At 63.8% G+C, this 21,988-nt stretch carries 14 protein-coding genes; 6 read left to right on the forward strand and 8 right to left on the reverse strand.

The genetic code is table 11. The annotated features are described in order from the left end of the window. Positions 1 to 20: 20 nt before the first annotated feature. From zapE to AC0Z35_RS15430, 5 genes are all read right to left on the reverse strand, one after another. Positions 21 to 1,112 (reverse strand): cell division protein ZapE, encoded by a 1,092-nt coding sequence (gene zapE, locus AC0Z35_RS15410; RefSeq protein ID WP_046802676.1) that lies wholly within the window; start codon positions 1,110 to 1,112, stop codon positions 21 to 23. Between the two features lie 79 nt (positions 1,113 to 1,191). Then, positions 1,192 to 2,619, reverse strand: coding sequence for a dihydrolipoyl dehydrogenase (gene lpdA / locus AC0Z35_RS15415; RefSeq protein WP_046802675.1), 1,428 nt, complete (start codon positions 2,617 to 2,619; stop codon positions 1,192 to 1,194). 129 nt (positions 2,620 to 2,748) lie between these two features. Continuing rightward, positions 2,749 to 3,984 carry a 2-oxoglutarate dehydrogenase complex dihydrolipoyllysine-residue succinyltransferase gene (gene odhB, locus AC0Z35_RS15420; protein ID WP_046802674.1) on the reverse strand — a complete coding sequence of 412 codons (1,236 nt, stop codon included), beginning with the start codon at positions 3,982 to 3,984 and terminating at the stop codon, positions 2,749 to 2,751. Positions 3,985 to 4,087: 103 nt separating this feature from the next. Beyond that, complete coding sequence (locus AC0Z35_RS15425; RefSeq protein ID WP_046802673.1) at positions 4,088 to 6,955, reverse strand: 2-oxoglutarate dehydrogenase E1 component; 2,868 nt, start codon at positions 6,953 to 6,955, stop codon at positions 4,088 to 4,090. Between the two features lie 330 nt (positions 6,956 to 7,285). Then, a complete protein-coding gene (locus AC0Z35_RS15430) occupies positions 7,286 to 7,756 on the reverse strand; it encodes an Lrp/AsnC family transcriptional regulator (RefSeq protein ID WP_219991906.1) in 471 nt (156 codons plus the stop codon). A 193-nt stretch (positions 7,757 to 7,949) separates the two neighbouring features. On the opposite strand from AC0Z35_RS15430, the gene AC0Z35_RS15435 reads away from it, so the two are divergent. After that, positions 7,950 to 8,966: a 1-aminocyclopropane-1-carboxylate deaminase gene (locus tag AC0Z35_RS15435; RefSeq protein ID WP_046802671.1), complete on the forward strand. Its 1,017-nt coding sequence runs from the start codon at positions 7,950 to 7,952 to the stop codon at positions 8,964 to 8,966. A 76-nt stretch (positions 8,967 to 9,042) separates the two neighbouring features. Here AC0Z35_RS15435 and AC0Z35_RS15440 read toward each other — a convergent pair whose 3' ends face one another. Together AC0Z35_RS15440 and uraH are read right to left on the reverse strand one after the other, a co-directional pair. After that, positions 9,043 to 10,248, reverse strand: a complete 1,206-nt coding sequence (locus AC0Z35_RS15440; protein WP_485132350.1) for a urate hydroxylase PuuD — start codon at positions 10,246 to 10,248, stop codon at positions 9,043 to 9,045. A gap of 214 nt (positions 10,249 to 10,462) precedes the next feature. Next, positions 10,463 to 10,813: a hydroxyisourate hydrolase gene (uraH, locus tag AC0Z35_RS15445; protein WP_314361084.1), complete on the reverse strand. Its 351-nt coding sequence runs from the start codon at positions 10,811 to 10,813 to the stop codon at positions 10,463 to 10,465. A gap of 196 nt (positions 10,814 to 11,009) precedes the next feature. Here uraH and puuE point away from each other — a divergent pair, with 196 nt between their 5' ends. The 4 genes from puuE (at position 11,010) to AC0Z35_RS15465 (ending at position 16,693) form a co-directional block, all read left to right on the forward strand. Further along, positions 11,010 to 11,954, forward strand: coding sequence for an allantoinase PuuE (puuE, locus tag AC0Z35_RS15450; protein WP_046802668.1), 945 nt, complete (start codon positions 11,010 to 11,012; stop codon positions 11,952 to 11,954). 11 nt (positions 11,955 to 11,965) lie between these two features. After that, on the forward strand, positions 11,966 to 13,744 hold the full coding sequence (uraD, locus tag AC0Z35_RS15455; RefSeq protein ID WP_485132349.1) for a 2-oxo-4-hydroxy-4-carboxy-5-ureidoimidazoline decarboxylase: 1,779 nt from the start codon (positions 11,966 to 11,968) through the stop codon (positions 13,742 to 13,744). Between the two features lie 4 nt (positions 13,745 to 13,748). Continuing rightward, positions 13,749 to 14,978 carry a M20 family metallopeptidase gene (locus AC0Z35_RS15460; RefSeq protein WP_485132348.1) on the forward strand — a complete coding sequence of 410 codons (1,230 nt, stop codon included), beginning with the start codon at positions 13,749 to 13,751 and terminating at the stop codon, positions 14,976 to 14,978. Between the two features lie 209 nt (positions 14,979 to 15,187). Beyond that, complete coding sequence (locus AC0Z35_RS15465; RefSeq protein WP_046802666.1) at positions 15,188 to 16,693, forward strand: nucleobase:cation symporter-2 family protein; 1,506 nt, start codon at positions 15,188 to 15,190, stop codon at positions 16,691 to 16,693. A gap of 61 nt (positions 16,694 to 16,754) precedes the next feature. Here the strand turns inward: AC0Z35_RS15465 and AC0Z35_RS15470 are convergent, their stop codons facing one another. After that, the gene (locus AC0Z35_RS15470; protein WP_485132347.1) at positions 16,755 to 18,830 is read right to left on the reverse strand and encodes an OPT family oligopeptide transporter; all 2,076 of its coding nucleotides are present in this window, start codon (positions 18,828 to 18,830) and stop codon (positions 16,755 to 16,757) included. Positions 18,831 to 19,049: 219 nt separating this feature from the next. Here AC0Z35_RS15470 and mdeB point away from each other — a divergent pair, with 219 nt between their 5' ends. Then, complete coding sequence (gene mdeB / locus AC0Z35_RS15475; protein ID WP_485132346.1) at positions 19,050 to 21,737, forward strand: alpha-ketoglutarate dehydrogenase; 2,688 nt, start codon at positions 19,050 to 19,052, stop codon at positions 21,735 to 21,737. Positions 21,738 to 21,988: the final 251 nt, after the last annotated feature.

Below are 21,988 nucleotides of genomic sequence, written 5' to 3' on the forward strand. Positions count from 1 at the left end.
ACGGGCCGCTTGCGGCATTACTACAACGTCGCCGTCAGGCGGCGCTCGGATTCCAGATATTCGCGCGATTGCATTTCAAGAATGCGCGAGACGGTGCGATGGAATTCGTTGGCCAGCGCCCCTTCCGTGTAGATCTCTTCGGGCTCGCACTCAGCCGACATGATGAGCTTGACGCGGTGGTCGTAGAACACGTCGATCAACCAGGTGAAGCGGCGCGCCTCGGATGCCTGGCGCGGGCCCATCCTGGGCACGCCCGACAGGATCACGGCGTGGAATCGGTTGGCCAATTCCAGGTAGTCGTTCTGCGAACGGGGGCCGCCGCAAAGCGTGGCGAAATCAAACCACACCACCGAACCGGCCAGCGCCACGGCGCGGATCTCGCGGTGCTCGATGTGCAGCAAGGGTTCCTGCGGCGGCGTATCGGCAAGGCTGTCGAACGCCTTCTTCAGCGCAGCCTGCGCGTGTTCGTCCAGCGGCGTGTGATAACACTGCACCTGCTCCAGCGAGCGGCGGCGGTAGTCCACGCCAGCGTCCACGTTCATCACATCCATGCGCGACTGGATCAGCGCAATGGCGGGCAGCACGCGGTCGCGGTGCAGGCCGTCCGTGTACAAGGTGGACGGTTCGTAGTTGGACGTCATGATGAACGACGTGCCGTATTCAAACAGCTTGAGCAGCAGCCGATGCAAGATCATCGCGTCGGCCACGTCCGACACGTGGAACTCGTCAAAGCAGATCAGCCGGTAACGCTTGGCGACGCGCTTGGCCACTTCGTCCAGCGGGTCTTGCATGCCCTTAACTTCTTCCAGCTCGCGATGCACGCCGCGCATGAACTCGTGAAAGTGCAGGCGCGTCTTGCGCACCACGGGCACGGTCGCGTAGAAGGCGTCCATCAGGAAGCTCTTGCCGCGCCCCACCCCACCCCACAGATACACGCCACGCGGCACGTCGGGCCGGTTCAGCAGCTTTTTCAGGGCATTCGAGCGCATCGACTTGAACTTGACCCACTCGTCGTAATAGCGCTGCAAGCGGTCGATGGCCAGCTTTTGCGCGGCATCGGGCTTGTAGCCACGTTCGGCCAGGGCGTGTTCGTAGTATTCGAGGACGTTCATGGGGTTCAGCTCAAGCAACCAAAATGAAAAAAGGGCGGGTCCTTGAACCCGCCCCCTGTCTAGCTCAGGTCAAGGACGCTTAGAAATTCAGCGCGCGCTTGTCCACGGCCAGAGCGGCTTCCTTCACGGCTTCCGACAGCGTCGGGTGCGCGTGGCAGATGCGGGCGATGTCTTCGGCGGCGCCACGGAATTCCATGATGGTCACGGCTTCCGAGATCAGTTCCGAGGCCATCGGGCCCACGATGTGCACGCCCAGGACTTCGTCGGTCTTGGCATCGGCGATCACCTTGGCAAAACCGGTGGTGTCGCCCAGCGCGCGGGCGCGGCCGTTGGCCAGGAACGGGAAGCTGCCGGCCTTGTACTCGCGGCCTTCGGCCTTGAGCTGCTGCTCGGTCTTGCCGACCCAGGCAATTTCCGGCGACGTGTAGATGACCCACGGCACGGTGTCGAAGTTGACGTGGCCATGCTGGCCGGCGATGCGCTCGGCAACCGCCACGCCTTCTTCTTCGGCCTTGTGCGCCAGCATCGGGCCACGCACGACGTCACCCACTGCCCAGACGTTTTGCAGGTTGGTCTTGCAGTCGCCGTCCACGGCCACGAAGCCGCGTTCGTCCAGCTTCAAGCCCACGGCGTCGGCGTTCAGGCCGCCGGTGTAAGGCACGCGGCCGATCGAGACGATCAGCTTGTCGACCACCAGCTTTTGCTCGGCGCCCTTGGCGTCGACGTAAGGCACGGTCACCGACTTGGCGGTGGCCTTGATCTCGCCGATCTTCACACCCATCTGGATGTTCAGGCCTTGCTTGGTGAACGCCTTCAGCGCTTCCTTGGCCACCTGGCTGTCAGCGGCGGCCAGGAATTCCGGCATCGCTTCCAGGATGGTGACGTCGGAACCCAGGCGGCGCCACACGCTGCCCATTTCCAGGCCGATCACACCGGCGCCGATCACGCCCAGCGTCTTGGGGACGCCGCCGATGTTCAGCGCGCCGTCGTTGGACAGCACAACCTTTTCGTCGAACGGCAGGCCGGGCAGTTCGCGAGCCGACGAACCGGTCGCCACCACCACGTGCTTGGCCACCAGGTCTTCTTCGGCGGTGCCGGTGACCTTGATGGCCCAGCCGCCTTCCACTTGGCCGCTGAACGCGCCCTTGCCGTGGAAGAAGGTGACCTTGTTCTTCTTGAACAGGTACAGGATGCCGTCGTTGTTCTGCTTGACCACCGTGTTCTTGCGGCCGATCAGCGTATCGAGCTTCAGGCTGACGCCCTTGACTTCGATGCCGTGTTCGGCGAAGTGGTGGTTGGCTTGTTCAAAGTGTTCGGACGATTGCAGCAACGCCTTGGACGGGATGCAGCCAACGTTGGTGCAGGTGCCGCCGGGAGCCGGGCCGCCTTGGCCGTTTTGCCAGGCGTCGATGCAAGCGACCGACATGCCCAGTTGGGCTGCGCGAATGGCGGCGATGTAGCCGCCAGGGCCTGCGCCGATCACGACGACGTCAAATTGTTTGGACATAGTGTTCTCGCGGATGAGTGTGGGGTGGAACACGCCCCGCCCGACGCTGGTGAGCCGGAGGCCGGCGCCGGGCCGGCCGGGGCGCCGCGATCCGGAAGGCCCGGAGCGGCGCCACGCGGGGCGTCGAGATTACAGGTCCAGCAACAGACGCTGCGGATCTTCCAGGGCGTCCTTCATGGCGACCAGGCCCAGCACGGCTTCGCGGCCGTCGATGATGCGGTGGTCATAGGACAGCGCCAGGTAATTCATCGGGCGGATGACGATCTGGCCGTTTTCGACAACAGCGCGATCCTTGGTGGCGTGCACGCCCAGGATGGCCGATTGCGGCGGGTTGATGATCGGGGTCGACAGCATCGAACCGAACACGCCACCGTTGGAGATCGAGAACGTACCGCCGGTCATTTCTTCAATGCCCAGCTTGCCGTCAGCGGCGCGGCGGCCGAAGTCGGCGATGGTCTTTTCGATTTCAGCGATGGACAGCTGGTCGGCGTTGCGCAGGATCGGCACCACCAGGCCACGCGGGCTGCCGACAGCGATACCGATGTCGAAGTAGCCGTGATAGATGATGTCCTTGCCGTCGATCGAGGCGTTGATCAGCGGGTACTTCTTCAGGGCAGCCACGGCGGCCTTGACGAAGAACGACATGAAGCCCAGCTTGATGCCGTGTTCCTTTTCGAACTTGTCCTTGTACTTGCTGCGCAGATCGATGACCGCTTGCATGTTCACTTCATTGAACGTGGTCAGGATTGCGTTTTCTTGCTGCGATTGCAGCAGGCGCTCGGCGATGCGGGCGCGCAGGCGGCTCATCGGCACGCGCTGTTCCGGACGGCCGTCCAGCGACAGCGTGGTCGGGGCGGGAGCAGCCGGCGCCTTGGCCGGAGCGGCCTTGGCGGCAGGAGCGCCGGCGGCCAGGGCGTCGCCCTTGGTCACGCGGCCGTCGCGGCCGGTGCCGGACACGGAAGCGGCGTCAACGCCCTTCTCGGCCAGGATCTTGGCGGCGGCGGGCGATGCCACGCCGGCGGCAGCCGACGAAGCGGGCGCGGCGGCGGGTGCCGGGGCGGCAGCGGCTTGTTCAGCGGCCTTGGGGGCTTCGGCCGGGGCGGTCGCGGCGGCGGCGGCCTTGGCGGCGGTGTCGATGCGGGCCAGCACTTCGCCCGAGGTCACGGTGCTGCCATCGCCCTTGACGATTTCAGCCAGCACGCCCGAGGCGGGAGCCGGCACTTCCAGCACGACCTTGTCGGTTTCGACTTCGATCAGGATTTCGTCCGCTTCAACGGCAGCGCCCGGCTGCTTCTTCCAGGTCAGCAGGGTCGCTTCGGAGACGGATTCGGAAAGTTGGGGGACGACGACGTCGGTAATAGCCATTTTGTTTGTTCCGTAAAGTGTGTGTTCTGGTCACGCGGCGCGGCAAGGTTCGAAAGCAGGTTCCAAAACGCTTGCCGCGCGCAGCGCGTGCATCAAGTCAGGGTTACTTCGTCAACATGACCTTGAACTTGGGCGCGAAAGCCGTCTCGATCAGGGCCTTCTGCTGTTCCTGGTGCTTGGCCAGGTAGCCCACGGCCGGCGATGCCGACGCGGCGCGGCCGGCGTAGCCCAGCTTCTGGCCTTCCACCATGTTCTCGTACACGTGATGCTGAACGTAGAACCAGGCGCCTTGGTTCTGCGGTTCGTCCTGAACCCAGATCACTTCGGTGGCCTTCGGGTACTTGCGCAGTTCCGTTTCGAACGACTTGTGCGCAAACGGGTACAGCTGCTCGACGCGGACGATGGCGACGTTGTCGGCGCCACGCTCGCGGCGGGCGTTGACCAGGTCGTAGTACACCTTGCCCGAGCAAGCCAGAACGCGCTTGACCTTGCTGGCGTCGATGGTGTCGTCGACTTCGCCGATCACCGGCTGGAAGCTGCCGCCCGCCAGATCGGTCAGGGGCGAACCCGCGTCCTTGTTACGCAGCAGCGACTTCGGCGTGAACAGCACCAGCGGCTTGCGGAACGGGCGGATCATCTGGCGACGCAGAACGTGGAAGATCTGCGAGGCAGAGGTCGGCTGGACCACTTGCATGTTGTTGTCGGCGCACAGTTGCAGGAAGCGCTCGATTCGGCCCGACGAGTGCTCGGGGCCTTGGCCTTCGTAGCCGTGCGGCAGCATCAGGGTCAGGCCCGACTGGCGGCCCCACTTGGCTTCGCCGGAGCTGATGAACTGGTCGATCACGACCTGGGCGCCGTTGACGAAGTCGCCAAACTGGCCTTCCCAGATGGTCAGCGTGTTCGGTTCAGCGCTGGAGTAACCGTATTCGAAGCCCAGCACCGCCTCTTCGGACAGCACGGAGTCGATGACGGTGAACGGAGCCTGGCCTTCCGAGACATTCTGCAGCGGAATGTAGGTGCCGTCGTTCCAGCGTTCGCGGTTCTGGTCGTGCAATACGGCGTGGCGGTGCGTGAACGTGCCACGGCCCGAGTCCTGGCCCGTGATGCGGATGGCGTAGCCCGAGGAAACCAGGGTTGCAAAGGCGAGGTGTTCGCCCATGCCCCAGTCCAGGTTCATTTCGCCCTTGGCCATCGTGCGGCGGTCGTTCAGCAGCTTGGCAACCAGCGGGTGCACCGTGAAGCCTTCCGGAACCGTCGTGATGCGTTCGCCGATGCGCTTGAGTTCAGCCAGCGGCACGGCCGTGTCGGCCTGGTCCGTCCACTTGGCGCCCAGGAACGGGGACCAGTCGATGGCGTACTTGCTCTTGTAGTCGGTCAGCACCGGTTCAATCGTGCGCTGGCCGTCTTCCATCAGCTGACGGTAGTCCTTGACCAGTTGATCGGCTTCGCCTTCGGCCAGCACGCCTTGCGTGGTCAGCTTGTCGGCGTACAGCTTGCGCGTGCCGGGGTGATGGCCGATGCGCTTGTACATCAGCGGCTGCGTCAGCGACGGGGTGTCTTGTTCGTTGTGACCCAGCTTGCGGAAGCAAACGATGTCCACAACGATGTCATGACGGAATTGCAGGCGGTAGTCCAGGGCCAGCTTGGTGACGAACACCACGGCTTCGGGGTCGTCGCCGTTGACGTGGAACACCGGGGCTTCGATCATCTTGACCACGTCGGTGCAATACAGCGTCGAACGCGAGTCACGCGGGTCGGACGTGGTGAAACCGATCTGGTTGTTGATGACGATGTGCAGCGTGCCGCCCGTACCGTAGCCGCGCGTCTGGGCCAGGTTCAGCGTTTCCATGACCACGCCTTGGCCGGCAAAAGCCGCGTCGCCGTGCACCAGCACCGGCAGAACGGTCTTGCCTTCGGTGTCACCGCGGCGTTCCTGGCGAGCGCGTGCGCTGCCTTCGACGACGGGGTTCACGATTTCAAGGTGAGACGGGTTGAAGGCCAACGACAGGTGGACCGGACCGCCACGGGTGGACAGGTCGGACGAGAAACCGTTGTGGTACTTCACGTCGCCGTCGGTCAGGCCTTCGGCGTGCTTGCCTTCGAACTCGGCGAACAGGTCGCCGGGCATCTTGCCCATGATGTTCACGAGCAGGTTCAGGCGGCCGCGGTGGGCCATGCCGACCACGATTTCCTGGACGCCGTTTTCGCCGGCGTGGTTCACCACTTCGTCCATCGAGGCGATGAAGCTTTCGCCGCCTTCCAGCGAGAAGCGCTTCTGGCCAACGTACTTGGTGTGCAGGAAGCGCTCAAGCCCTTCGGACTCGGTCAGCTGCTGCAGGATGTGGCGCTTTTCTTCGACCGAGTAGGCAGGCGCACCCAGCGTGGTTTCCAGGCGTTCCTGGATCCAGCGCTTGGCGGCGGGGTCGGAGATGTGCGTGAATTCAGCACCGATGCTGCGGCAATACGTGTCGCGCAGCGCCTTCAGGATGTCGCGCAGCGTCATGGTGCTGGCGGTCGTGAAGTAGGTGTTGGTGGCCGAGTAGGTCTGGTCCAGGTCGGATTCGGTCAGGCCGTAAAAGGCGGGATCGAGTTCCGGGATCTGCGGACGTTCCTGGCGCTTGAGGGGGTCCAGATCGGCCCAGCGCGAACCCAGCGAGCGGTAGGCGGCAATCAGCGATTGCACCGACACTTGCTTGCTGGCGACGCTCAGGTCGGGTTCGGCGGAGCGTTGCACGAAGGCATTGGCCTTGGCGCGCTGGGCGAACGATTCGACGATGGGAGCGTGGGCCTGGTCGCGAGTGGATTCCTGGCCGTCGGTTGCGGGAGCGTGCTGCAACTGGTCGAAATATTCGCGCCAGTTATCAGGAACCGAACCGGGATTGTCGAGGTAGGCTTCGTAAAGCTCCTCAACATATGGCGCGTTACCGCCAAAGAGATAAGACGTGGATAGAGATTCTATTTCCGAAGACATATCGCTTCACCTTTACGAGTGCTTCACTCGACACGATGCAGGAAAAACCTTCCGCGACACGGGCTTCCCGTTTAGCGGATCGCAGGGGGCAGAAGGCGCGTACAAGCCTTGAAAGCCGTATGCCGAGCAGTATAACCCTTTGAGTTTACGGGCGTCTTGAGACATTTTTGTGGCGCAAAAGCCCTTTCGGAATGCCTGCATGCGGCCGTGGAATGTCCGGCCAACCCCTGACATTGCGACGTCTACGCGCCATCAATTTCCGCGATTCCAAAATGCCGCAGTGCGTCATTGCCGAGCACGTCGATGCGTGAGTGTTGTGCATTAGCCGCGTCACACCGGCAAGGCAGTCGTCGACAAGATCTCTTTCAACACAAAAAAGGTGCGAATCTGGCGTACGCCAGGCAGCTTGATGATCTCGCCCGCATGCAGCTTGTTGAAGCGCTCCAGGTCGCGTATGCGCAGCATCAGGAAGTAGTCGAATTCGCCCGCCACCAGGTGACATTCCAGGCAGCCGCTGATGCCGCGCGCCGCTTCCTCGAAGTCGGTGAAGGAATCCGGCGTGGAACGGTCCAGCACCACGCCCACGATGACCAGCGTGGCCATGTCGACGTCGGCCGGCTCCAGTAGCGCCACCGTCTTTTTGATGATCCCTTCGGCCTTCAGCTTTTCCACCCGGCGCAAGCAGGCGGCCGGGCTCAGGTGCACGCGCGCACTCAAATCCAGGTTGGTGATCTGTGCATCGTCTTGCAAGAGACGAAGGATGTGGCGATCAATACGGTCCAATCCGGCAAGCGCGCTCATTGAATGCGTCCCTAAAAAATATTATCTCGTTATTCTTTTTCTTCAGAAAATATTAAATCTAAATTATCTTTCTTTGCTATTTTTAATATCGCGTTCATTCATAAATACGCAATTGACCGCTACCGCCCGCGATTCCTATGATTTTTCCACCCGAGCCTCACTTGCCGGCCGGAATCCCATCACAGGAGCCCGCATGGATCTGCAACGCTTTCCCCGACATCGCCTGACCTTCGGCGACACCCCCATCGAAAAGCTGGACCGCCTGTCCGCGCATCTGGGCGGCAAGGTCGACATCTATGCCAAGCGCGAGGACTGCAACAGCGGCCTGGCGTTCGGCGGCAACAAGCTGCGCAAGCTGGAATACCTGATTCCACAAGCGCTGGAACAAGGTTGCGACACTCTGGTCACCATCGGCGGCATTCAATCCAACCACACCCGCATGGTGGCCGCGGTGGCCGCCAAGCTGGGGCTGGCTTGCGTGCTGGTGCAGGAAAACTGGGTGGACTATTCCGACGCCGTCTACGACCGCGTCGGCAACATCATGATGAGCCGTTTGATGGGCGCCGACGTGCGCCTGGTGGATCAAGGCTTTGACATCGGCTTTCGGCGCAGTTGGGAAGAGGCGCTGGAAGACGTGCGCAAACGCGGCGGCAAGCCCTACGCCATTCCGGCCGGCGCGTCCGACCACGAACTGGGCGGGCTGGGCTATGTGGGCTTTGCCGAAGAGGTGCGGCGCCAGGAAGCCGACCTGGGATTCAAGTTTGACTACATCGTGGTCTGCGCCGTCACCGGCAGCACGCAGGCCGGCATGGTGGTCGGGTTTGCGGCGGACGGCCGGGCCAACCGCGTCATCGGCATCGACGCATCGGCCACACCGGAACAAACCCGCGCGCAGATCCTGCGCATCGCGCGCCGCACGGCGGATATGGTCGGGCTGGAAGCAGGCATCGCCGACAGCGACGTGGTGCTGGATACGCGCTACGCCTATCCTGCGTATGGCTTGCCGTCAGCCGAAACCAACGACGCCATCCGCACCTGCGCGCGGCTGGAGGGCATGATGACCGACCCCGTGTATGAGGGGAAGTCGATGCAGGGCATGATGGATCTGGTTCGCCGAGGCGAGATTCCGGCTGGGTCGAAGGTTTTGTATGCGCACCTGGGGGGGGTGCCGGCGATCAACGCCTACAGCTTTCTGTACCGCAACGGCTGAAGCCGACGGCCCGCCCGCCGGCTTCGGGGCCATGGGCTGGCCGGCCGGCGACTTGCGCTGACCGGCCCCGCTCCGGCTACCGGGTTTTTGCGCCGGCCTGAAACCACGCGCCAATCAACGCGCGTTCGTCGTCGGTCATGCCGGTGGAATTAGCCATCGGCATGATTTTCGACACCACCACTTGCTGGTATACGGCCTGGGCGTGAACCGCGATCTGCTCAACGGAATCCAGGCGCACGTTCTTCATCTGCACCTGTGCGCCGTGGCATAGCAGGCACCGCTGGTCGAATACATGGCGTACTTCCGCAAACGCCACCTCGGCGGGCGCGGCCACCGCCGCCGAGGCCGCCGCGGGCGCGGGCCGCATCCACACGATGGTCAAGCCCAGCACCGCCACGCCCAGCAGCACATACGGCAGCGGGTTGCGCGCGTTGCCCAGCTTGAAGCGATGGCGCACCACGAAGAACTGCCGGATCGCCGCGCCGCCCAGCATGATCAGCAGCAGAACGATCCAGTTGTACTGATGGGTATAGGTAAAGCTGTAGTGGTTGCTCATCATGGTGAACACCACCGGCAGCGTGAAGTAGGTGTTGTGCACGCTGCGCTGTTTGCCGCGCTGACCATGGACGGGGTCGACGGGCTTGCCCGCCCGCATCGCGGCCACGTTCTTGCGCTGCCCAGGGATGATCCAGAAGAACACGTTGCCGCTCATGGTGGTGGCCATCATCGCGCCCACCAGCAAGAACGCCGCGCGGCCCGCGAACCAGTGGCAGGCCAGCCAGGACGCCAGGGCGATGAACACCGCCACCAGCACCCCCACGATCGTGTCACCGTGCTTGCCGCGCCCGAACAGGCGGCAGATGCCGTCGTAGACCATCCAGAACACCACAAAGAACGCCAGCGCGACGGCCACGGCGGTGCCGGGCTGCCAGTCCATTTTTGACCGGTCTATCAGGTAGGTGCTGGCGTTCCACAGGTACGACATGGTGAACAGCGCAAAGCCGGTCAGCCAGGTGCTGTAGCTTTCCCAGAACGACCAATGCAGATGTTCGGGCAGCTTTTTGGGCTGCACCGCGTACTTCTGCATGTTGTAGAAACCGCCGCCGTGCACGGCCCATTGCTCGCCGCCCACGCCCTTGGCGAGCGATTCGGCGTCTTGCGGTTTTTCAAGGCTGTTGTCCAGCATCACGAAATAGAACGACGTGCCGATCCATGCGATGCCGGTAATGATGTGGGCCCAACGCAGCAACAGGTTGACCCAATCCAGGTAGTAACTTTCCATCCACGCCCCCGCAGTGGGCGGGCCTTGATAGGCTCCGCCGCACTGCCTACCACCGCGGGCGCTGTAAGCAGAAGATAGATCGCGCACAAGGCTAAAGTGCCCCGCACCGCTGCGATCAGGATGGACGAAATTGTATGCAGGTTTTGTTCACAAGGCTATGCGCGCGCAACCGCTGTGGCATCAGGAATACCCTGAGATGAGGGGGCCTTGCCGCTTACGAGCCCCGATACGTGGAATAGCTCCAGGGGCTGACCAACAGCGGCACGTGATAGTGCTGGTCCGCATGCGCCACGCCGAAGTCAAGGCTGACCCGATTCAAGAAGTTGGGCTCGGGCAAGGCAACGCCGCGCGCCTGGAAGTAGGCGGCAACGTCGAACACCAGTCTGTAGGTACCCACTTTCAAGTCCGCCTCGGCAAACAAGGGCTTGGCGCTGCGGCCGTCCTGGTTCAGCGTGAATTGCTGGATCAAGGTGGCGGATTCGCCGCGTGTGGCGTATAGCGCCACGGACATGCCCTGGGCCGGGCAACCGTGCATGGTGTCGAGTACGTGCGTGGTCAGTCCCATGTTGTCTCCTGTGTGCCCCGAAGGCTGCGGGGCGGTCTCATGGTTATCCTTAATGATGTACATAAATTGTATACAGCTAATTGCTTTCCAGCTATTGTTTAGCCCATCATGAAACCGTCCGTTCATCCGCGCTTGGCCACCTGAATTCTCTTCCTTACTGCTGCGCGCGCCTCCAGGCTCCATGCCCGCTCTATTCATGAACACCTACGACTCCACGCTTCCCTACCCCCGCGACCTGATCGGCTACGGCCGCAATCCGCCCCACGCGCAATGGCCCGACCGGGCTCGCATTGCCGTGCAATTCGTTTTGAACTACGAAGAAGGCGGCGAAAACAGCGTGCTGCATGGCGATGCGGGTTCTGAACAATTCCTGTCGGAAATGTTCAACCCGGCCAGCTACCCCGACCGCCATCTCAGCATGGAAGGCATCTACGAATACGGGTCGCGCACCGGCGTCTGGCGCATCCTGCGCGAATTTGAAAAGCGGCAGTTGCCCTTGACCGTGTTTGGTGTCGGCATGGCGCTACAGCGCCACCCCGAACTGACGGCGGCGTTCACGGAACTGGGCCACGAAATTGCCTGCCATGGCTGGCGCTGGGTGCATTACCAGAACGTGGACGAAGCCACCGAACGCGAACATATGCGCCTGGGCATGGAAGCCATCACCCAGCTGACAGGCAGCCGCCCGCTGGGCTGGTACACCGGGCGCGACAGCCCGCGCACGCGCCGACTGGTGGCCGACTACGGCGGCTTCGAATACGACAGCGATTACTACGGCGACGACCTGCCCTTCTGGATGCAGGTGAAAAAGAGCGACGGCGCCGTCGTCCCGCAACTGATCGTGCCCTATACGCTGGACTGCAACGACATGCGCTTCGCGCTGCCGCAAGGCTATTCGCACGCCGACCCCTTCTTTCAGTACCTGAAGGACAGCTTCGACGTGCTTTACGCCGAAGGAGACGAAGCGCCCAAGATGCTCAGTATCGGCATGCATTGCCGGCTGCTGGGCCGCCCGGGGCGCATCACGGCGCTACAGCGCTTTCTGGACCACATTGCCCGCCACGACCGCGTCTGGGTATGCCGCCGCCTGGACATCGCCCGGCACTGGAAGGCCACCCACCCCTATCTTCCCAACCGTTGAGCGCACCGACCATGCCCCACACGCTGGAACAACTCAATGCCGCCGAGCCCGACGCGGCGCTGGCCATGCTGGACGGCCTGTACGAACATTCGCCGTGGATTGCCCGCCAGGCGCTCGCCGCCCGGCCTTTTCGGTCGCTGGCGCATTTGCAGGATCAGTTGCGCCACGTGCTGGATCAAGCCGATATCGACGCACAACTGGCGCTGATCCGCGCGCACCCGGAACTGGCGGGGCGCGCCATGCAGCAAAACAGCCTGACCGCCGAATCCACCCAGGAACAGGATCAGGCGGGACTTACGCATTGCTCGCCCGACGAACTGGCGCGGCTGCAAAAGCTGAACAACGACTACAACGCGCGCTTCGGTTTTCCGTTCATTCTGGCCGTGCGCGGCGCGCGCGGCACGGGCCTGTCGCGCCAGCAGATCATCGACGAATTTGCGCGCCGGCTGGATAACCCGCCCGACGTCGAAATCCGAGAAGCGCTGCGCAATATCCATCGCATCGTCGAAATTCGCCTGACCGACAAGTTCGGACGCGACCTGACCTTGGGCAACGACATCTGGGACTGGCAGGAACGGCTCAGTATCCACAGCGATCCCGGTTACGCCGAAAAAGGCCAGCTGACCGTCACGTACCTGACCGAAGCGCACCGCGCCTGCGCGCAGCGCATCTCGCACTGGATGCGAGATTGCGGCTTTGACGAAGTTGAAATCGACGCCGTCGGCAACGTGGTGGGCCGCTATCGTGCCCAGCAGCCCGACGCCCCCACATTGATGACGGGCAGCCACTACGACACCGTGCGCAATGGCGGCAAATACGACGGCCGCCTGGGAATTTTCGTGCCCATGGCCTGCGTGCGTGAACTGCATCGACAAGGTCGCCGCCTGCCCTATCACCTGGAAGTCATCGGCTTTGCCGAAGAAGAAGGCCAGCGCTACCGCGCCACCTTCCTGGGCTCCGGCGCCTTGATTGGCGACTTCAAGCCCGAATGGCTGGACCAGAAGGACGCGCAAGGCGTCACCATGCGCGACGCCATGCTGCATGCCGGCCTGTGCATTGACGACATTCCGAAGCTGCGCCGCGACCCGGCGCGCTATCTAGGGTTTGTCGAAGTCCATATCGAGCAAGGCCCGGTGCTGTATGAAATGGGACTGCCGCTGGGCATCGTCACATCGATCAATGGCAGCGTGCGTTATCAGGCACAGATCTTCGGCATGGCCTGCCATGCCGGCACCACGCCGATGAACCGCCGCCGCGATGCCGCCACCGCCACCGCCGAACTGGCCTTGTATGTCGAACAACGCGCCGCGCGCGATGGCGATTCGGTAGGCACCATCGGCATGCTGGAAGTGCCCAGCGGATCCATCAACGTCGTGCCGGGCGAATGCCGCTTCAGCCTGGACCTGCGCGCGCCCAGCGATGCGCAACGCGACGCGCTGGTCAATGACGTGCTGGCCGAACTTGACGCCATCTGCACGCGCCGGGGCCTGCGCTATGCGCTTGAAGAAACCATGCGCGCCGCCGCCGCGCCCAGTGACCCTGCCTGGCAACAGCGTTGGGAACGCGCCGTCGACGCGCTGGGCGTGCCGCTGCACCGCATGCCCAGCGGTGCCGGGCACGACGCCATGAAGCTGCACGAAGTCATGCCGCAGGCCATGCTGTTCGTGCGCGGCCAGAACCACGGCATCAGCCACAACCCCCGCGAATCCACCACCCGCGACGACATCCAGCTGGCCGCGCATGCCATGCAGCACCTGCTGGACGACCTTGCCAACGACATCAAACGCTAACGCCATGACCGATTACGCCCGACTAGACGCCTGGATCGACGCCCACTTCGACGAGCAGGTGAGCTTCCTGCAATCGCTGGTGCGAGTGCCCACCGACACGCCGCCCGGCAATAACGCGCCGCACGCCGTGCGCACCGCCGAACTGCTCAAGGAAATGGGCCTTGAGGCCGAAGCGCACCCCGTGCCCGCGCAAGCGGTGCAGGACTACGGCATGCAATCCATCACCAACCTGATCGTGCGGCGCGAATACGGCCCTGGCCGGCGCATCGCGCTGAACGCGCACGGCGACGTCGTGCCCCCGGGCGACGGCTGGCAACACGACCCTTACGGTGCCGAAATCGAAAACGGCAGCCTGTACGGGCGCGCCGCCGCGGTCAGCAAAAGCGACTTCGCCAGCTTTACCTACGCGGTGCGCGCCCTGGAAGCGGTGGCCAAGCCCAACCACGGCGCGGTCGAACTGCACTTCACCTATGACGAAGAATTCGGCGGCTTGCTGGGCCCCGGCTGGCTGCTGTCGCAAGGCCTGACCAAGCCCGACCTGATGATTGCCGCGGGCTTCAGCTACGAGGTCGTCACCGCGCACAACGGCTGCCTGCAAATGGAAGTGACGGTACACGGCAAAATGGCGCACGCCGCCATTCCGTCCACGGGCGTGGACGCGCTGCAAGGCGCGGTCAAGATCCTGAACGCGCTGTATGCGCAGAACGCGCTGTACCAGAACGTCACGTCCGACGTGCCCGGCATCAGCCACCCGTACCTGAATGTCGGACGCATTGAAGGTGGCACCAATACGAACGTGGTGCCCGGCAAGGTCAGCTTCAAGCTGGACCGCCGCATGATTCCCGAAGAAAACGCCGTTGAAGTGGAAGCAGACATCCGCCGGATCATCCAGGAAGCCGCTGCCGCCACCCCCGGCATCACCATCGACATCAAGCGCCTGCTGCTGGCCAATTCGATGCGTCCGCTGCCGGGCAACCAGCCGCTGATCGACGCCATCCAGAAACACGGCGAAGTGCTGTTCGGCGAACCGATCCCGGCCATGGGAACGCCGCTGTACACCGACGTGCGCCTGTACGGCGAAGCCGGCATTCCCGGGGTGATCTACGGCGCCGGGCCGCGCACCGTGCTGGAATCCCATGCCAAACGCAACGACGAACGGGTCGTGTTGGAAGACCTGCGCCGCGCCACCAAGGTGATTGCGCGCACGTTGGCCGACCTGCTGGCACCGGCCTGATCGCGCCGGATCGGGGCGGGGGCCGCGGGGCTCCTGCCCCATCGCGCGGCCCAGCTGCGACAATTCCTACATAACGTAACTAAACATGTTTATATGATGCGGGTTTTCCTCCATTTCGAGGACCGCGCATACCTGTATACATTCCTCGTACACAAGAACGCTTTTCAGGATTTTCCGACCGACATCCCACTCCGCCAGGAGACACTCCCATGCAGGCTGCATCGCCCGCGCCGTCCGGCGCGTCTCAAGACCTCCATCCCGTCGACCAACGCCTGCCTACCGGCAAACTCGCGGCGTTGGGCCTGCAACATGTGTTGGTGATGTATGCCGGCGCGGTGGCCGTGCCTTTGATCGTCGGCCGCGCCTTGAACCTGACGCCAGACGAAGTCGCCATGCTGATCTCGGCCGACCTGTTCTGTTGCGGGCTGGTCACGCTGATCCAGACCCTGGGCGCCACGCAGTGGTTCGGCATCAAGCTGCCCGTCATGATGGGTGTCACGTTCGCGGCCGTGGCGCCGATGGTCGCGATGGCCAACGCCAACCCGGGTCCGGGCGGCGCGCAGCTACTGTTCGGCACCATCATCGGGGCCGGCATCATTTCGATTTTGATCGCCCCGGTCATCAGCCGCATGCTGCGGTTCTTCCCGCCCGTGGTCACGGGCACCATCATCACGGTCATCGGCATTACGTTGATGCGCGTCGGCATCAACTGGGTGTTCGGCAACCCGTCCGGCCCCACCGCCCCCGTCATCGTCGACCCCATCTATGCCAAATGGCTGGCCGACGTCACCTCACCGGGCAGCGCCATCCCGCCCGTGCCGCAGGGCTTCGCCATCATGCCGTCGATGCCGAACCCGCGTTATGCCGACCTGACCGGCTTTGGCATTGCCGTGCTGGTGCTGGCGTCGATCCTGCTGATCGTGAAATTCACCAAGGGCTTCATCGCCAACATTTCGGTGTTGCTGGGCATCGTCATCGGCGCCATCGTGGCATCGGCCACCGGCATCATGACGTTCGAAAAAATCGGCCAGGCGGATTGGTTCGACATCGTGCTGCCCTTCCATTTCGGCATGCCCCGTTTCGACCCCATGTTGATCCTGAGCATGGCGTTGATCATGGTCGTCGTGATGATCGAATCGGCGGGCATGTTTCTGGCGCTGGGGGAAATGACCGAACGCGAAATCAGTCAGCAGAACATGGCGCGCGGCCTGCGCACGGACGGGCTGGGCACCTTGATCGGCGGCATCTTCAACACGTTTCCGTACACCAGCTTTTCGCAGAACGTGGGCTTGGTTGCGGTAACCGGCGTGAAGAGCCGCTTCGTGTGCGTCGCGGGGGGCATCATCCTGCTGGTGCTGGGCTTGCTGCCCAAGATGGCCGCGCTGGTGGAATCGTTGCCCACCGTGGTGCTCGGCGGCGCGGGCATCGTCATGTTCGGCATGGTAACGGCGACCGGCATCCGCATTCTGTCTGGCGTGGATTTCAAGGGCAACCGCCACAACTCCATGATCGTGGCCGTGTCGATCGGCATCGGGATGGTGCCGCTGATCGCGCCCAATTTCAAACAGTGGATGCCGCATTCGCTGCACACCCTGATCGAATCGGGCATCTTGCTGGCCTCGCTGTCGGCCGTACTGCTGAACCTGTTCCTGAACGGCGCGACGCACGACCGCCGCGCCATCATCGCGGCGGCCTTGCAGGCCGAGGAACATTGATTTGATGGCGGGCAGCGGCGGGCGCGTCGCGACGCGCCCGTCTCAATGCCCATGGCGCGGCTCAGGCCAGCCGCATCACGCGCCGCCAGAACAGCACCGCCACCCATACAAACACGGCCAAGCCCAGGTACGACGCCGTCACCGCGAAGCCCTCGCCCGCGATGGCCAGCGGCGCATCCGTACCCGCCGCGCCAATGATGCCGGCCATCAACACCCCCACCAGGCTTTCGCCCACGATCAAGCCCGACGCAATCAACACGCCACGCCGGTTCGCGGCGTCGGCGAATTGCTCGTAAGGCCTGCCCGCCGCGGCGGCGCGACGACGCAGCGCGCGTTCCAGCAACCACGCCAGCACCGCGCCGGCCACGATTGGCGCGGCCACCGTGGGCGGCAGATAGATCCCGATGCCCACGGCCAACACCGGAATGCGTGCCACGCGGCAGGTGCGCTTCAGGATTTCGTCCACCACGATCAGCGCCACGCCCACCGCCATGCCGATCAGGATCATCGTCCAGTTCAGTTGGTGCGTGAAGATGCCACGCGTAATCGCCAGCATCAGCGTGGCCTGCGGCGCGGACAAGGCTTGCGCCGGGTCCATGCCCGCGCGTGGCATCGCATCGGCAAAGCCGTAGGCGTTGTAAAGCAGTTCCAGCACGGGTGAAATCACCGCCGCGCCCACCACGCAGCCAATCAGCAAGGCTACCTGTTGGCGCCATGGCGTGGCGCCAACCAGCCAGCCGGTCTTCAGATCTTGCAGGTTGTCATTGGAAATGGAAGCCACGGCCACCACCGCCGACGTACTGAAAATGGACAACGCAATCGCCATCTGCACGCCGTTTTGCGCCTGTAGCAGTTCGCCGCCCAACGTCAGCATCAACAAAGACACCAACACGATGGCCACGATGCCCACGCCGGAAATCGGGCTGGTCGACGAACCGACCAAACCCGCCATGTAGCCGCAAGCGGCCGCCACCAGAAACCCAAACACAAAGGCGAACAGCACCGCGTACGCCACCAGCTTCCAGACGGCGGCGGCCGACACGGGCGCGCCCGACAGGAACACCTGGAAGGTCACCACCAACACCGCCACCAGCACCAGCGTCACTATTGAAATCCAGCCGGCCGACAAGTCGCGTTCGGTACGAGGCGCTTTGCCGGCACGGGCCGCGCCCGCGCTGGTCAGCGCCGAGAACGAGGCCTTGACGCCACGCGCCATCGGCATGAACAGGGTTGCCAGCGTCCAGATGGCGCCCACGCCGATCACGCCCGCGCCAATGAAGCGCACTTGCGACGCCCACAGGCCGGTGGCGTATTGCGCCAGCGATTGGCCGGCCGGCATGTCGCCCATCGCGGTCAACACCGGCACGGCGATGCCCCACGAGATGATCAGCCCCGTCAACATGGCCAGGCCCGCCACGATGCCGATCAGGTAACCCGCGCCCAGCAAGGCCAACGAAAAGCCCATGGGCAACCGGAACACCGCGCCGCCCAGGGCGAACCACCCGCTGACGCTATCGCCCAGCACCCGCAAGCCGCTGGCCGCAAAGCTGACCGCCGCCGCCACCAGGCCCCCGGCGACGATGTCGCCCATGCCGGTCGCCACGGGCTTGGTAGCGGTATTGGTCACCGGCTGACCCGACGTTGCCTGGGCATCGTCCGCCGCATCTTGTGCGCGTTCGGCACTGCCCACGCGCAGGATTTCGGCCGCCGCCACGCCTTCCGGATACGGCAGATTGCTTTGCACCACCATGACGTGGCGCAGCGGAATCGTGAACATCACGCCCAACATGCCGCCTGCCGCGCAGATGCCCAGCGTCTGCCAGAAAGGAAAGCCTTGCCAGTGGCCCATCATGACCAGCGCGGGCAGGATGAAAATGATGGAAGACAAGGTGCCGGCCGCGGAAGCCTGCGTCTGCACCATGTTGTTTTCCAGGATGTTCGCGTCCTTGAACAGGCGCAACACCGACATCGAAATCACGGCTGCCGGAATCGCGGACGAAAACGTCAGGCCCACCTTCAGCCCCAGGAAGACGTTCGACGCCGTGAAGATCACGGTGATCAGGGCGCCCAGCAAAATGCCCCGGAACGTAAGCTCGGGAAGCGTGACATTTGCCGGGACGCTGACGGGTTGGGTCATTGAAGTCTCCCGTTATGAATGCGAATAAAGCGCGCATTCTAGCGCTTTGGCGTCCACCCAGTGGTCACCACGAGTAAGCGCATGCACGCCGCAGAAGCTGCCGGCATTGGAAATATCCGCAAAATATTATGCTGAAATTCACGGCGTCTTCCCCGCAATTTGATGACTCATGCCATCCACACAGGTCTAGGATGGAGCGATAACAGGAGACAACACCCCATGCGTGACGCAAGCCACCCCGCCCCGGGACATGACCACCCCACCGATGCCGACCCGGCTGAAACCGCCGAATGGCGCGACGCCCTGCAATCACTGGTCGACGCGGACGGAGCAAGCCGCGCGGGCTACGTGCTGGACAGCCTGCTGGGGCATGCCGCGTCCCTGGGCCTGCGCGCCAACAGCCAGACGCGCACCGCCTACCTGAACACGATACCGGCCGACCAGGAACCGCCTTTTCCCGGCAACCTGGCCGTTGAAGAACGCATCGCCCGCATCAACCGCTGGAACGCGCTGGCCATGGTCGTGCGTGCCAACCAGGCGCACGGGGAACTTGGCGGCCACATTGCCAGCTATGCATCGGCCGCCGACTTGTTCGAAGTCGGCTTCAACCACTTCTTCCGCGCGCAAACCGCCGACGGCCCGGGTGACCTGGTCTACATGCAGCCGCACTCCGCGCCCGGCGTGTACGCCCGCGCCTTCCTTGAAGGCTTTCTGGGCGAAGACGATCTGGCGCATTTTCGACAGGAAATCACCGCCACCGCGCGCGGCCTGCGCGGGTTGTCGTCCTACCCGCACCCCTGGCTGATGCCGGACTTCTGGCAGTTCCCGACAGGGTCCATGGGCATCGGACCCATCAACGCCATTTACCAGGCGCGCTTCATGCGCTACCTGGAACACCGCTCGCTGGCGCCCCCCGGCGACCGCAAGGTCTGGGGCATTTTCGGCGACGGCGAAATGGACGAACCCGAATCCATCGCCGCGCTGACGCTCGCCGCGCGCGAAAAGCTGGACAACCTGGTGTTCGTCGTCAACTGCAACCTGCAACGACTGGACGGCCCGGTACGCGGCAACGGCCGCATCATCGACGAACTTGAAACCCTGTACGCCGGCGCCGGCTGGAACGTCATCAAGCTGGTGTGGGGCAGCGACTGGGACGCCCTGCTTCGCCGCGACACCAACGGCGCGCTGGCCCGAGCCTTCGCCAACACGGTCGACGGGCAATTCCAGACCTTTGCCGCCAATGACGGGGCCTTCAACCGCGCCCACTTCTTCAACCAGAACCCGGAACTGGCGGCGCTGGTGGCCGACTGGACCGACGAAGCCATCGACCGCCTGCATCGCGGTGGCCATGACATGGTGAAGATCCATGCGGCTTATCACCGCGCCGCGCAGCATCGCGGACAACCCACCGTGATTCTGGCGCAGACGAAAAAAGGTTTCGGCATGGGCGCCGCGGGCCAGGGCAAGATGACGACGCACCAGCAAAAAAAGCTGGACGACGAAGCGCTGCTGGCGTTTCGCGACCGCTTTGCCTTGCCCATTTCAGATGCCGACTGCCTGGCCCTGAAGTTCTACCGCCCGGCCGAAGACAGCGCCGAACTGCGCCACCTGCAAGCCCGCCGCGCGGCGCTGGGCGGCCACATCCCCCGCCGTCGCACCGAATCTCCACGCCTGGCGCCGCCCGCCGTTGAACAGTGGGCGCGCTTTGCGCTGGCCGCCGACGGCAAGGAAATGTCGTCCACCATGGCCATCGTGCGCATGCTGACCGGGCTGCTGAAAGACGCCACGGTGGGCTCGCGCATCGTACCCATCGTGGCTGACGAGGCCCGCACCTTCGGCATGGCCAACCTGTTCCGGCAGATCGGCATCTATTCAGCGCAAGGCCAGTTGTACGAACCCGAGGACATCGGCTCGGTGCTGTATTACCGCGAAGCGCGCGACGGGCAAATCCTTGAGGAAGGCATTACCGAAGCCGGCGCGATTTCGTCGTGGACGGCGGCGGGCACCAGCTATTCGGTCAACGGCTTGCCGATGTTGCCCTTTTATATCTATTACTCGATGTTCGGCTTCCAGCGCATCGGCGACCTGATCTGGGCCGCCGCCGACCAGCGCACGCGCGGCTTTTTGATCGGCGCCACGTCGGGCCGCACCACGTTGGGCGGCGAAGGCTTGCAACATCAGGACGGCTCCAGCCACATCATGGCCGCCGCCGTGCCGAACTGCCGCGCCTACGATCCCGCGTATGCGTTTGAAGTGGCCGTTATCGTCGAACACGGCATGCGCCGCATGCTGGACGAGCAGCACGACGAATTCTTCTACCTGACCGTCACCAACGAAAACCTGGCGCAGCCCGACATGCCCCCCGACCCCGCCGTGCGCGTCGGCATCCTGCGCGGCATGTACCGGCTGCGGGCCGCGCGCGTACAGGCACAGGTCCGGCTGCTGGGCGCCGGGCCCATGCTGCGCGAAGCCGACATGGCGGCCGACCGGCTGCACGCTGACTACGGCGTGGATGCCGAGGTCTGGAGCGTGACCAGCTTTTCTGAGTTGGCCCGCGATGGCCGCCAAGCCGAACGCGCCCGCGTCCTGGGCCTGGAAGCCGCCGACGACGCGGATTGGGTTCGCACCTGCCTTGGCGGCAGCGACGCGCCGGTGATTGCCGCCACCGACTATGTGCGCGCCGTGCCTGAACAGATCCGCGCCTGGGTGCCCGCGCCATACCGCACGCTGGGCACCGACGGCTTCGGCCGCAGCGACACCCGCGCGCAACTGCGCGACTTCTTCGAAGTCAGCGCCGACTGGATCGTGCTGTACGCGCTGGACAGCCTGGGCCGGCAGGAAGACGCCGACGCCCTGCGTCAGCGCCTGAACGCGGGCACGCGCCAGACGCCGCCCTGGGAGTTGTAGACGAGGCACAAACCGGTACGGGTACGGGCTACGGGCTACGGCGGCCGCGTCGAAGCGCGTGCCCGCGCCTTCAGCAAAGGCATCGCCGGCTTCCGTGCAGCTTCAAATAAATCCGACGGGTTTTTGACCAAACCCGCCTGATCGCTGCACTGCAACAACCAAGCGCCCGCGCTTTCTGGTGAAATACGGGTGTTCCCTAAGCATTTCGCAAAGAAACCGGCGGGCCGCGAGCCCGCCGTTTGTCATCTTCG

It is taken from the genome of Achromobacter sp. 1L-A-4-B-C2 (assembly GCF_057291955.1).

What these genes read in the sequence shown, in the direction of transcription:
- zapE (WP_046802676.1), bottom strand. Translation starts at nt 1,112, where the DNA reads ATGAACGTCCTCGAATACTACGAACACGCCCTGGCCGAACGTGGCTAC.
- lpdA (WP_046802675.1), bottom strand. Translation starts at nt 2,619, where the DNA reads ATGTCCAAACAATTTGACGTCGTCGTGATCGGCGCAGGCCCTGGCGGC.
- odhB (WP_046802674.1), bottom strand. Translation starts at nt 3,984, where the DNA reads ATGGCTATTACCGACGTCGTCGTCCCCCAACTTTCCGAATCCGTCTCC.
- AC0Z35_RS15425 (WP_046802673.1), bottom strand. Translation starts at nt 6,955, where the DNA reads ATGTCTTCGGAAATAGAATCTCTATCCACGTCTTATCTCTTTGGCGGT.
- AC0Z35_RS15430 (WP_219991906.1), bottom strand. Translation starts at nt 7,756, where the DNA reads ATGAGCGCGCTTGCCGGATTGGACCGTATTGATCGCCACATCCTTCGT.
- AC0Z35_RS15435 (WP_046802671.1), top strand. Translation starts at nt 7,950, where the DNA reads ATGGATCTGCAACGCTTTCCCCGACATCGCCTGACCTTCGGCGACACC.
- AC0Z35_RS15440 (WP_485132350.1), bottom strand. Translation starts at nt 10,248, where the DNA reads ATGGAAAGTTACTACCTGGATTGGGTCAACCTGTTGCTGCGTTGGGCC.
- uraH (WP_314361084.1), bottom strand. Translation starts at nt 10,813, where the DNA reads ATGGGACTGACCACGCACGTACTCGACACCATGCACGGTTGCCCGGCC.
- puuE (WP_046802668.1), top strand. Translation starts at nt 11,010, where the DNA reads ATGAACACCTACGACTCCACGCTTCCCTACCCCCGCGACCTGATCGGC.
- uraD (WP_485132349.1), top strand. Translation starts at nt 11,966, where the DNA reads ATGCCCCACACGCTGGAACAACTCAATGCCGCCGAGCCCGACGCGGCG.
- AC0Z35_RS15460 (WP_485132348.1), top strand. Translation starts at nt 13,749, where the DNA reads ATGACCGATTACGCCCGACTAGACGCCTGGATCGACGCCCACTTCGAC.
- AC0Z35_RS15465 (WP_046802666.1), top strand. Translation starts at nt 15,188, where the DNA reads ATGCAGGCTGCATCGCCCGCGCCGTCCGGCGCGTCTCAAGACCTCCAT.
- AC0Z35_RS15470 (WP_485132347.1), bottom strand. Translation starts at nt 18,830, where the DNA reads ATGACCCAACCCGTCAGCGTCCCGGCAAATGTCACGCTTCCCGAGCTT.
- mdeB (WP_485132346.1), top strand. Translation starts at nt 19,050, where the DNA reads ATGCGTGACGCAAGCCACCCCGCCCCGGGACATGACCACCCCACCGAT.